The 11,909-nt window shown below is 61.4% G+C and carries 11 protein-coding genes; 6 read left to right on the forward strand and 5 right to left on the reverse strand.

What is annotated here, in order from left to right; genetic code table 11:
• Nucleotides 1-81 precede the first annotated feature (81 nt).
• A complete protein-coding gene (locus tag NW853_RS13380; protein WP_414349273.1) occupies nt 82-1,668 on the forward strand; it encodes an ArnT family glycosyltransferase in 1,587 nt (528 codons plus the stop codon).
• Between the two features lie 17 nt (nt 1,669-1,685).
• On the opposite strand, the gene NW853_RS13385 is transcribed toward NW853_RS13380, so the two are convergent.
• The 5 genes from NW853_RS13385 to NW853_RS13405 form a co-directional block, all read right to left on the reverse strand.
• Nucleotides 1,686-3,002, reverse strand: a complete 1,317-nt coding sequence (locus tag NW853_RS13385) for a gluconeogenesis factor YvcK family protein (RefSeq protein WP_414335119.1) — start codon at nt 3,000-3,002, stop codon at nt 1,686-1,688.
• Between the two features lie 28 nt (nt 3,003-3,030).
• The gene (gene rapZ / locus NW853_RS13390) at nt 3,031-4,005 is read right to left on the reverse strand and encodes an RNase adapter RapZ (RefSeq protein WP_414335115.1); all 975 of its coding nucleotides are present in this window, start codon (nt 4,003-4,005) and stop codon (nt 3,031-3,033) included.
• Between the two features lie 77 nt (nt 4,006-4,082).
• On the reverse strand, nt 4,083-4,772 hold the full coding sequence (gene nth / locus NW853_RS13395; RefSeq protein WP_414335114.1) for an endonuclease III: 690 nt from the start codon (nt 4,770-4,772) through the stop codon (nt 4,083-4,085).
• Between the two features lie 6 nt (nt 4,773-4,778).
• Nucleotides 4,779-5,876 carry an RIP metalloprotease RseP gene (gene rseP / locus NW853_RS13400; RefSeq protein WP_414335113.1) on the reverse strand — a complete coding sequence of 366 codons (1,098 nt, stop codon included), beginning with the start codon at nt 5,874-5,876 and terminating at the stop codon, nt 4,779-4,781.
• 112 nt (nt 5,877-5,988) lie between these two features.
• Nucleotides 5,989-6,231, reverse strand: coding sequence for a NifU family protein (locus NW853_RS13405; RefSeq protein ID WP_414335112.1), 243 nt, complete (start codon nt 6,229-6,231; stop codon nt 5,989-5,991).
• 217 nt (nt 6,232-6,448) lie between these two features.
• Here NW853_RS13405 and NW853_RS13410 point away from each other — a divergent pair, with 217 nt between their 5' ends.
• From NW853_RS13410 to sppA, 5 genes are all read left to right on the forward strand, one after another.
• Entirely contained in the window at nt 6,449-7,582 is a 1,134-nt protein-coding gene (locus tag NW853_RS13410; protein ID WP_414335111.1) for a PIN/TRAM domain-containing protein, read from the forward strand.
• 45 nt (nt 7,583-7,627) lie between these two features.
• Nucleotides 7,628-9,373 carry a sensor histidine kinase gene (locus NW853_RS13415; protein WP_414335110.1) on the forward strand — a complete coding sequence of 582 codons (1,746 nt, stop codon included), beginning with the start codon at nt 7,628-7,630 and terminating at the stop codon, nt 9,371-9,373.
• A gap of 37 nt (nt 9,374-9,410) precedes the next feature.
• Nucleotides 9,411-10,241: a 16S rRNA (adenine(1518)-N(6)/adenine(1519)-N(6))-dimethyltransferase RsmA gene (rsmA, locus tag NW853_RS13420; protein ID WP_414335109.1), complete on the forward strand. Its 831-nt coding sequence runs from the start codon at nt 9,411-9,413 to the stop codon at nt 10,239-10,241.
• A gap of 82 nt (nt 10,242-10,323) precedes the next feature.
• The gene (fabG, locus tag NW853_RS13425) at nt 10,324-11,028 is read left to right on the forward strand and encodes a 3-oxoacyl-ACP reductase FabG (protein ID WP_414335108.1); all 705 of its coding nucleotides are present in this window, start codon (nt 10,324-10,326) and stop codon (nt 11,026-11,028) included.
• 73 nt (nt 11,029-11,101) lie between these two features.
• Complete coding sequence (gene sppA / locus NW853_RS13430) at nt 11,102-11,908, forward strand: signal peptide peptidase SppA (RefSeq protein WP_414335107.1); 807 nt, start codon at nt 11,102-11,104, stop codon at nt 11,906-11,908.
• Nucleotide 11,909 lies beyond the last annotated feature (1 nt).

Genomic DNA, 11,909 nt, shown 5'->3' on the forward strand with positions numbered 1-11,909 from the left:
CCCCACTTGGGTTTTTGGGGACAAGCCCGGCCAAAGCTGAGACAATAACACCTGTCCACGCGCTTAAAGGGATCCCCTGTGGTGCCGAAAGCTGCTCTGTGGATTTTGGGGTTGGGCCTGCTTCTGCGCTGCTGGGTGGCTGCTCTGTTGCCGCCGGGCTTTGACGAGGCCTACTACTACCTCTACACTCGCCATCTGGACTGGAGCTATTTTGACCATCCGCCACTGGTGGCCTGGACAACGGGCTTGGGGCCTGTTTTGACGGGGCAGGTGTCGGCTTTTTCGATTCGACTGGGATCCCTGCTGGCCTACAGCGGCTCTTCCCTGTTGCTTTACCTCACGGCGGCGCGGCTTTTTTCGCTGCAGGCGGGGCTGATCACCCTGGCAACCATCAGCATCGCGCCCATTTTCTGGATTGGGTTTGGAGTGCTGACCCTGCCGGATAGCCCGCTGATGTTTTTTACGGCGGCAACCCTGTGGGTGGCTGCCCAGGAGTTTTTTCCGGCTCCCTTAGTGGAGGGGAAATTGGGGGTCTATGGGTCGGCTCGCTACCGACCGGGGCCGCGGCTGGCGCTGATTGGGCTATTGGTGGGGCTGGCCTGCCTGGGCAAATACCACGGCCTGGCGTTGGGGTTTGGCCTGGTGCTCTTTTGTCTGCTCAGCCCGGCCCACCGCTGCGCCCTCAGGTCGGGATGGGCGCTCTTGGCAGTGCTGGGGTTCTTGGCGGCCTTCAGCCCGGTGCTGATCTGGAACGCCCAGCAGGATTGGGTCTCCTTTCGCTTCCAGGGGGGGCGAGCGGTGCCGGAGGCAGGGTATCAACTGCAAGAGCTGGGGCTGACGGTGCTGGAGGAACTTTTTTATCTTTTCCCGACCTTGGGGATCCCTTTGCTGGGGCTGAGCTTGGCTGAGGGTGGGCGGGTGGGGCTGGCGCTTTTTCAGGGAAGACGCCTCACGGATCAGGAGCTGAAGCATCTTCTAATCCTGGCCTGTGGGCTGCCGCTGGTGCTGGCTTTTACCTTGATGGGGGGCTATCGGCCCATTTTGCCCACCTGGCCCATGCCGGGGTTTTGGGTGCTGAGCTTACTTTTGGGATCCCGTTGGGAAAGGTGGCCAGGAGCGAAGCGGCTCTTGGCGGGAACGGCGGTGGCGGTGGGCCTGTTGGTGGGGGTGGGGCTGGCCCATGTGCGCTACGGCCTTCTCCAGGCTCCCGGTGGGCTGGGCCTGTGGCCGGTGGAACGGGATCCCTCGACTCAGTTGATTGCAATTGAACAGTTGCGGCGGCAGTTGCAGACGGATCCCCGCTTGGCCCAGGCTCTTGCCGAGGCGGATTTCATCTTCACCAACGCCTACTTTTTGGGCGGCCAGATCGGCATGGCCTTGGCGCCGCTGACGGATAAGCCCCTCACCTGCCTGGATGAAGATCTGCGCGGCTTTGCCTTTTGGTCGCAACCTGAAGATTGGCTGGGAAAAAATGGGCTGTTGGTTACCTCCAAGCTGTTTCAGCCAAGGGCGGGGATCGCGGCCACCTACGGCAACTATTTTGAACAAATTGAACCGGTGGCAGAGATCCCGCTACAGCGGGCGGGCGTGGTGGCACAAACCTTTCAGGTGTACTTGGCTCGCCAGATGCGCCGCCCCTATCCCCGACCTTATTCCCGCCAGCGCTGATGCTTCTCCGGAGTGTCCTATCGGTGCCTGTCGAACCAGCGCATCAGCATTGCCGCCAAGCGCTCGGGGTTGTGGCGCACCAAGCCGGTCTGCGGATCTTCTTGCATGACGTTGGCCAAAACGGCGCGGCAGCCCAGGTAGGCCAGTTTGTCAGGATCCAACATCACAAACTCGGAGCCGCTGCGGCGGTAATGCTCCAGAGCCCGTGGGGAAGGCGGCTCCCGCTGCACCAGCACGCCGTCAAATAGGCGCACGCCCGCCACCCGATCCAAAGCCATGACGTGATCCCCAACGGTATAGCCGTCGGTTTCCCCCGGCTCGGTCATGATGTTGCACACGTAGATGTGGGGCGCCATATTTTTGGCCAGAGCTTCCACAATTTCCGGTACCAACAGGTTAGGAATAATGCTGGTGTAGAGGCTGCCCGGCCCCAGCACCACAAACTCTGCCGCCTCAATGGCCTCGATGACTTCCGGCAGGGCCGGCGGGTTGGGGGGATCACAGCCAATCCGATAGATGCGTCCTCCGGCTTTGGCGATGTTGGACTCCCCCACCACGCGGCGGCCATCGCTCAACTCCGCCCAGAGGGTGACATCCGCCAGCGTGGCCGGCAGCACCCGTCCCTGAATGGCCAAGACTTGCGAGGTGGCGGTGATGGCCCGGATCAGGTCGCCCCCGGTTACGGCGGTGAGGGCGGTGATGAAGAGGTTGCCGAAGCTGTGCCCGCTCAGCCCCTCCCCCGCCTGGAAGCGGTACTGGAACAGCTCCGTGAGCAACTTTTCTTCGTTGGCCAAGGCGGTGAGGCAGTTGCGGATGTCGCCGGGGGGCAACACGCCGATCTCCCGTCGCAGGCGCCCTGAGGATCCCCCGTCATCGGCCACGGTGACGATGGCGGTAATGTTAGAGCTGTAGCGCTTCAGGCCCCGCAGCAGGTTGGAGAGGCCGGTGCCGCCCCCCAGCACCACGATGCGGGGGCCACGGCTGAGGCGCCGCCGCGACAGCAGCTTATCCACCAGCGCCTCATCCCCCTCTGGGATCAGCACATCTTCGATGGAGCGCATGGCGCTGCGAAAGCCCAGCACCACCATCACCAGGCCGATCCCAGTTACCAAGGGGCCGCTGATGTTGTTGGGGATCCAGGTGGTGATCAGGCGCAGGGTGATGTCGATCAGCCGCTTCAGGCGAAAGATGGGGGTCAATTCCGTCCAGATGGCGATGCCCAGCACCATCAGCAGCACACCCCCTACGGCCAGGGTGAGCCAGCGCTTAACGGCCAGACCGGGAAAGAGCCATTTCCAGCCACTGCCCGGCCAAGCAGTCTTGCGGCGGCGCATACCCCAAGTGAGGGACTTGTTGCTGGGCTTAGCCATGGGGAGGTACAGAAACGCCGGCCAAAGGGATCCTAACCTGTTGCTGTTCTACGCCAGCGTCAGGGGGTGGCGCTCCGAAGCGGGCCTCCAGCTCCCGCTGCGAATCCAGCAAATGGCGGTGCTGCACCTGGATGTTCAGGGCAGGCAGGGCAGGGTTGCCAGCAGGGACGGTCCAAGGTCGCAAATCTTGCGCCAGGCGCTCCACCAGGGCCACCGAGCGGTGTTGGCCGCCGGTACAGCCGATGGCCACACTTAGGTGGGGGCGACGTTCTGCCCGGTAGTGGGGCCAAAAGGCCTGGATCAGGGAAACGATGTGCTGGTAGGTGGATTGGGTAACCGGATCGGCAAACAGGAACTCCTGCAGGGGCGGATCCTGGCCGGTCAGGTGGCGCAGGTGGGGCTGAAAGAAGGGGTTGGGCAAAAAGCGCACATCGAAGAGCAAGTTGGCATCAGGGGGGGCGCCGTACTTGAAGCCGAAGCTGACCAGCCGCAGGTTGAGCGGCTGCGGGATCCCGTGGGCCAGAGCTTGCAATTGCTGCCGCAGTTGCTGGGCATTGAGGTCGGAGGTATCCAACCAGTGGGTGCAGCGCTCTCGCAGCGGAGCCAGATCGCGCACTTCCTGCTCAATGGCTTCCAACAGGCCACCGCCAGGGTGGTGGGGGTGGGGGCGGCGGTGGGCGCTGAGACGGTTGAGCAATACCAGGGGGCGAGCCTCCAGAAAGAGAAAAGGGATCCCTTGCGATTGCACCCAGGCAGCCAGGGTGGGAACCTGATCCCGGTACTCCTGGGCGTGGAGATTCAAACTGAGGGCCAAAGCAGTGTGGTGGGGCCGCATCGCCTCCACCAAAGGGATCACCTGGCCAGGCGGGATCCCTTCCAGGCCGGTGTAGCCCAGTTGTTCCAATTGCTGGATGGCCAGGGTTTTCCCGGATCCCGTCAGCCCGGCAATAACCAAAACAGGTGTCACTCTAGTCGGTTGATCGTCCATGCAGCCTATTCTAGGGCGAGGGGAAGCCCAAAAACCGGATCCCTGCTGCCAGGCGCTCAGGTCTGGACGGCTGTCGCTGCTTCTTTGTCCGTCTTCCCGTCCGAGAGAGGGGCGCTGGGGCAAAGGTCGGCCAAAAAACACTGCTCGCAGAGGGGTTTGCGGGCGGTGCAAATGGCCCGCCCATGGTCGATCAGGCGAATGGACCAATTTTCCCAATCCGCTTGTGGCAACAACTGCATCAGATCCTTTTCGATGCGCACGGGATCCTCGTGCTCGGTAAGGCCGAGGCGGCGGCTGAGGCGCTTGACATGGGTATCGACAGTAACCCCGGCATTGACGCCAAAAGCGTGGGCCAGCACCACATTGGCCGTCTTACGCGCTACACCGGGTAGGGTGAGCAGCTCCGGCATGGTGCGGGGCACTTGACCGCCAAAATCCCTCAGGATCTTGCGGCAGGCTTCCTGAATGTGTTTGGCCTTGTTGCGATAGAAGCCGGTGGAATGGATGAGGGCCTCGATCTCCTCCCGCGGGGCTGCTGCCAGCGCTTGGGCATCCGGGAAACGGCGGAACAGCTCTGGGGTGACCTGGTTAACCCGCTCATCGGTACACTGGGCAGACAAAATGGTGGCCACCAGCAGTTGCAGCGGCGTTTGGTAGTGGAGGGCACAAGTGGAGTTGGGGTAGTGGCGCTTCAGCCGGATCAGGATCTCCAAAGCGCGCTGGCGCAAGGCCCGTTTGCTGGCCATCTTTCCCTAGCCCGACCCGGTAACGATGGCGAGGGTGTCTTTGAAGATCAGCACCACCCCCAAGCCCAGCAACAACACCAGGCCTGTCTGCATCACCCGGTCTTCTAGCTCCTTGGGCAGCCGTTTGCCGCGGATCCCTTCCAGGATCAAAAAGGCGATGTGCCCCCCATCCAAGGCGGGCAGAGGCAACAGGTTGAGAAAAGCCAGGTTGATGCTGATCAAAGCGGTGAAATTAAACAAGCTGGCAGCATCATCCCGCGCCAGATCCGCGCCGATCTTGACGATCCCCACCGGGCCGGAGACCTGTGTGGCCGTGCTTTGAAAATTCTCAACCAACTGCCGCAAACCGTTTACATTCAGCATCACCACCCGCTGGTAGGCGTTTCCAGCCTCTGTGAAGATCTCGGCCAGGTTCCGGGCGGGGCGCAAGGTCAGCTCCTGGTTGGGCGCTAAGGTCACCCCAATGGCCACCGTCTCCCCCCGCAGCTCCGGGATCACCGTCAACTGGAAGGGATCCCCTGCCCCGCGCTGCACCTTTAGGGCAACGGGCTGGTTCTCGCTGCTGCGGATCAGCGCCTGAAAATCGTTCAGGGCTGCCAAGGCCGCCGTCTCGTCGGCGATGGCGCTGTAGTCGTGGTCGGCTGCCCGCAACACCACATCTTCCGCCTGCAGGCCGGCCCGCTCCGCCGGGCTATCCGGCATCACCTGAGGGATGAGGATGCCGGGATGGATGCGCGCCACCGATGGGATGCCCACCGAGGCAAACATCAACACCAGCACCAGATAGGCAAAGATCAGGTTGGCCATCACCCCGGCACTCATCACCACCAGGCGATCCAACACAGGACGGTTCTTCAGCAGATCCGGGTCATCGGGCGGGTAGGGGGAACGCTCGTCCTCGTCGGGAAAGCCCACATAGCCCCCCAGCGGCAGGGCGCGAATGGCGTACTCCGTCTCCTTACCTTGGTAGCGCCACAGCACCGGGCCAAACCCCAGCGAGAAGCGGTTGACGTGGATCCCTTGTAACTTGGCCGCCGCAAAATGGCCTGCCTCATGCACCAGGATCAGCAGGGCGAGAATGGCGATGGAGAGGAGAACAGGCATGGGCTGGCGTGCAGGTAAAGAAGGAAGAAAAGCCAAGAGGCAGAGGATCAGGGCGACGGACAGGCCTGCTGCCTCAGGGAACCAGGATAACAGACCAGAAGCGGCAGAATCCTCAGAACACCTGCTCCACTTCTAGGATGTCGGGGATGCTCTCCCGCAACTTGCGCTCAATGCCCATTTTCAGGGTCAGGGTGGAACTGGGGCAGGCACCGCAGGCCCCCTGCAGGCGCAGCTTGACCACCGGGCCGTCAATTTCCACCAACTCCACATTGCCCCCATCGGCCATCAAGTAAGGGCGCAGCTCGTCTAGGACTTTCTCGACGTTCGCGCTATTGAGTTCCAGTGCTTGTGCCATGGTTGCTTTCAGCCTCATCGAGTTTGGATTGTAGCGATTTCCCCCCAGCCCCCTCAAGGCAGCCAGGGATCGCTATGATTTCAACATAGTCTGAATCTTGCGGGGAGAGGGCTAGTCTGGTTGTCCGGATCCATCCAACACCAGACGACTAGAATAGGAAGCGGATTTGCCTATTCCCAGCAGCGTTACCCACTCAGCAGGGCTGTCTTTATTCTTTATGCTAGACGCTTTACTGATCGCGATCTTCATGTTGGCCGGGGCTGGCCTTGGGTTTTATGGCCTGGATCTGCTCCCTCCTGCCGCCATTCAGGGGGCCAATGTGGAGGGAGCCCGCGTCGTCACCAGCGGCTTCGGCGTGCTGGCAGGGCTGGCTCTGGGATCCCTGGTGCGCTGGAGCTACCGTCGCTTCGAGGCCAATGTGCGTTCCCTGCCGCCGGACGTGTTGATCAGCCGCTCGGTGGGGCTGGTGATTGGTTTGGTGATCGCCAACTTGGCCATGGCTCCTGTATATTTGTTGCCGCTGCCCCCTCAACTCAACCGCTTTCTCGAGCCGCTGGCTTCGGTCTTTTTCAGCTTGGCTTTTGCTTATCTGGGGGTCAGCCTGGCCGATACCCATGGCCCCTCGCTGCTGCGGCTGTTGAACCCCAACTATGCTCTCCAGGCAGCCCTTTGGGCAGAGGGCAATGTGGTGGCTGCCACGGCCAAGGTTTTGGACACCAGCTCCATCATCGATGGCCGAGTGGCCCAGTTAATCGAGACAGGCTTTTTGGAGGGAACCCTGGTGGTTCCCCGCTTTGTGCTGACGGAACTGCAAACCATCGCCGACAAGGCCGATGCCCAAAAACGAGAGCGGGGCCGCAAAGGCCTCGATACGCTGCAAGCTTTACGAAAGGCCTATCCTGAGCGCTTCGTCATTCACGAAGCCAACTATCCCGATCTGACCACCGTCGACGAAAAGCTGGTGCGCCTTACCCAAGCTGTAGGGGGAACGCTGCTCACCACCGATTACAACCTGAAGAAGGTGGCGACTCTGCAGGGGGTTAAGGTGCTGAATGTGCATGAGTTGGCCGAGGCGCTGCGGCCCATCTATGTTGCCGGCGATAGCTTCGATATCAAGATCACCCGCGAGGGCAAGGAGCCGGGCCAGGGGGTAGGCTATCTGGAGGACGGCACCATGGTGGTGGTAGAAGAAGGGCAGCGCTCTTTGGGCAAAACCCGCTCCGTTGTGGTAACCAGCGCCATTCAGACCTCAGCAGGCCGCATGATCTTCGCCCGTCTCAGCAAAGACTCTGCCCCGCTAACCCGCCCGGCCTCTGATCCCGCCAGCCCAGCCTCCTCAGGGAAAACCTGAGCTCTGGGCCTGTGTTTCCCCGACGCGATGGTGGCCTCTTCCCACATGGGCGTGCTTCGACCCACTCCGATTTTCTACACACAGGATCGCCAGAGGCGCTTCTGGGGTTTTTATTGGGAAGAGGCTGAGAAATATGGCATCCACCCTCAGCACATCGTGAGTGGACAGCAAATCTGGGAGGTGGCCAACGCCGGGGAGTACGAAGCCCAGCTCAACCAGGTGTTTGAGACTGGGGATCCCCTTTCCTACCAATGTCAGGTGAACTCGCCCCGCTACAAGTTGCACTTGCATCTCTCCCTCAACCCGGTACGGGACATGGAAGGGGCGGTGGTAGCCGTCTCGGTGGTGGGCAAGCTGTTGGGGGCAACGCCTTTCAACTTGGCCGGCGGAGCCAGCAGCCCCACTGCCCAGCCCCATCCCCTCTTGGCTGATCCGGTGCAGGGGATCACGGCCCAGTTGCTGCGCAACATCGGCCACTCCCTAGACATTCGCGAGCTGTGCCAGCAGACGGTGGAGCAGTTGGGGCAATTGTTTGGGGTGGATCGCTGCCTGCTGGCCCTCTACGAAGTGGGGCAGGATTCCCTCACGGTTAACGCCGAGTACCGCCGCAACCCAGGGGATCCCTCGCTGCTGAACCAGACCTTGCGACTGGCGGATTATCCCCATCTGCTGCAGGCCCTGAGGCAGGAAGAGCCGGTGCTGATGGAGCGCCGTCTGGCCATTGCCATGTCCTATCGCGGCTATGCCAACAGCCTGCTCTGGTTGGAAGTGCTGCCGCCCAACGGCGTTCCCGTTTGGCAGGCCGGCCACCTCCAGGTGCTGCAGAGCATTGCCACCTATCTGGGCACGGCGATTGCCCACGCCATCTTGCTGGATCAAAGCCGCCAACTGGCCACCCGCCTGCAGTTGGCCAACCAGACACTGCGCCAGAAAAACAAAGAGCTGGAGCAGGCCCGTGCCCAAGCGGAATCGGCCAACCAACTGAAAAGTCAGTTCTTGGCCAATACTTCCCATGAGCTGCGCACCCCTCTCAATGGGATCATCGGCTTTATCAAGCTGGTGCTGGACGGGATGGCCGAAAGCCGCGAAGAGGAGCTGGACTTTTTGCAGGAGGCCTATCGCTCGGCCCTGCACCTGTTGGCCTTGATCAACGACGTGCTGGACATCGCCAAGATCGAGGCGGGCAAAATGCAGTTGGAGTTTCAGCCCTGCGACCTGCAAGCTTTGTTTAAGGATGTGGCAGCCAAAACCAGCCTGCAGGCCAGCCAAAAGGGCCTACAACTGAGCTTTCAGTTGCCCAACACCTCAGATCAGATTTTGCTCTTGGGCGATTACCAACGCCTGTTGCAGGTGATGCTTAATTTGGTGGGCAATGCCATCAAGTTCACCCCCAAAGGCTCGGTGACCGTGCGGGCGGATATCCTTCCCGGCAACCCGGGTTTGGCCCGCATCCGCGTCATCGACACCGGCATCGGGGTGTCGCTGGAAAAGCAGCAAAAGCTGTTTCAGGCTTTTACCCAGGTGGATGGTTCCACCACCCGCCAATATGGGGGAACGGGCTTGGGCCTGGCCATCAGCCAGCGGCTGGTGGAGGCGATGGGGGGGGAGATCAATTTCTACAGCTTGGGCGAAGGGCTGGGATCCACCGTTACCTTTACGGTACCCCTCTACCGCCGGCCGCTGCTGGGCGGGGATGCAAGCCCAGAGACAATTGCCGCCGGATCAACCCAAGATAGACCTGAGGATACCGATCCCACCTTGATTTCTGTTCCCCACCCGGCCCAGCGATGATCCGTCCGGCCATTTCTTCTCGATCATTCGCCTAACTATGCCCCATCCTCGCAAACGGTTTGGTCAGCATTGGCTCAAGGATCCCGCTGTCCACGCAGCCATTGTGCGGGCTGCCCACCTGGATGGCTCTCAGGCAGGCGCAGATCCCATTTGGGTGCTGGAGATCGGCCCCGGCACCGGCCAGTTGACGCAGCGATTGCTGGCCCAGGGCGTCCAGGTGGTGGCGGTGGAGATCGACCGGGATCTGTGCCGGCTGCTGCAAAAACGGTTTGCCGACCAGCCGCGTTTTCACCTGGTGGAAGGAGATTTTCTTCGCCTGCCGCTCCCGCCTCAGCCCCGCCTGCTGGTGGCCAACATCCCCTACAACCTCACCGGCCCGATTCTGGAGAAAGTGCTGGGATCCCCGGCCCAGCCGGTCAGACAGTTCGAGCGCATCGTCCTCTTGGTGCAAAAAGAGCTGGCCGAGCGCCTTCAGGCTGGCCCCGGCAGCAAAGCCTACGGTGCCCTGAGCCTGCGGACGCGCTATCTGGCCGATTGCGAGCTGATCTGCAAAGTGCCTCCCACCGCTTTCCAGCCGGCCCCCAAGGTGGAATCCGCTGTGATTCGCCTCACCCCCCGCCCCGCCCCCACCCCTGCTCGGGATCCCCGCTGGTTTCACCAACTCCTTCGCCAAGGGTTCTCCACCCGCCGCAAGAAGCTCACCAATGCCCTGGGGAGCTTGGTGGAGCGAGAGGCGGTCGCAGCAGCGTTGGCTCAGCTCCGCCTCAGCCCCGATGCCCGCGCCGAAGAGCTGGATCTGCCCCACTGGCTGGCCTTGAGCGACCTACTGCTGGAGAAAGCGCCCAAGGCTGCCCCTCAAGAGGAATAAGAATCGCGGTAGGGTGGGAAAAGACGGTGGCTGGATGCCCAGCGCTTTTTGGCTTGAGGAAAGGCTTTTTAAGGGCGAACCTATGCTCGACAACCAAGGCAAACAGATTCTTGTAACCGGTGGCACCGGCGGGCTGGGGTTGGGGGTGGTTCCCGTAGTGCTGGCCAGCGGGGCAGAGCTGACCCTGACCTACCGACAGGAGGAGGAGCTAGCCGTGCTGCGGCAGCGCCTGCCGGCCAGTGCTCTGGATCGGGTGCGCTTTGTGCAAGTGGATTTGTTGGACGAGGCGGCGGTTGCCCGCGCCATTGCCGACCTGCCCCGCGTAGATGGGCTGATCCACCTGGTGGGCGGCTTTGCCATGGGCCCCACCCACGAGTACAGCTTGGCAGACTGGCGGCGCGACTTTGACCTCAACCTCACCACCACTTTCCTAGCTTGCAAGCACAGCCTGCGCAAGATGTGGCAGCAGGGCTATGGGCGGATTGTAACGGTGGGATCCCGCGGCGCAGTGGAGCCGGGCTCGCAATTGGCGGCCTACTGCGCTTCCAAAGCAGGGGTGGTGGCTCTGACCCGCACCATTGCCGCCGAGACCCAAGGCACCGACATCACCGCCAACGTCATTCTGCCCAGCATCATCGACACGCCGGCCAACCGCGCCGCCATGGGATCCGCGCAAGCCGAGCGGTGGGTAAAGCCGGAGTCCATTGGGCAGGTGATCGCTTTTTTGGTCTCGGAAGCGGCGCGGGATCTGAGGGGCGCGGTGATCCCGGTGTATGGCAGCGTCTAAGCGACCGGTTGACCGGGCCACGAGCCGCCATTCATGATACAAATATGTACTTATCCCAATCCAGTTCTTGTCTATGCTGAAGCGATTATTCTGGGGTGGTTTGCGTCGGCAAATTGGTCGCATCGAGGTGGCAGGGGCCATTGATGGCAAAGCCCGCGAGCGCGTTCTCAAAGCCCTAAAAGAGGTGGAAGAAAAACAGCTCCCTGCTCTAGTGCTCCGCATCGATAGCCCCGGCGGAACAGTGGCCGACTCCCAAGAAATCTACAGTGCTCTCTTGCGTTTGCGGGAACAAAAAGGCACCCGCATTGTTGCCAGCTTTGGCAACATTGCCGCCTCTGGGGGGGTTTATATCGCCATGGGAGCGGAAAAAATCGTCGCCAACCCAGGAACGATCACCGGCAGCATCGGCGTGATCATTCGAGGCAATAATATCGAGCGTCTTTTGGATAAAGTGGGGATTTCATTTAAAGTGATCAAGTCTGGCCCCTACAAAGATATTCTCTCGTTTGATCGCGAGCTGACCCCAGAAGAGCGAAACATCTTGCAAGAGTTGATCGATATCACCTACGGTCAGTTTGTGCAGACGGTTGCTGCTGCCCGCAAGTTGAGTTTGAATGTGGTCAGGACTTTTGCCGATGGCCGCATTTTCAGTGGAGAGCAGGCCCTCCACCTAGGCGTGGTGGATCGCTTGGGCACGGAAGAGGATGCTCGCCTCTTGGCGGCAGAGCTGGCGGGGTTGCCGACAGATGCCAAATTCTACGATCTGCTCCCCCGGCGCAGAGGCTGGTCTCGGTTTCTGCCGGCAGCAGAAGCTCTGGCGCGTTTGCAGTTTGAAGTGAGCACCTCGGGCTTGCCCCTATGGCTCTACACCGGTTCTTGAG

This window comes from Synechococcus sp. H55.11, assembly GCF_047462475.1.
Classification (GTDB): domain Bacteria; phylum Cyanobacteriota; class Cyanobacteriia; order Thermostichales; family Thermostichaceae; genus Thermostichus.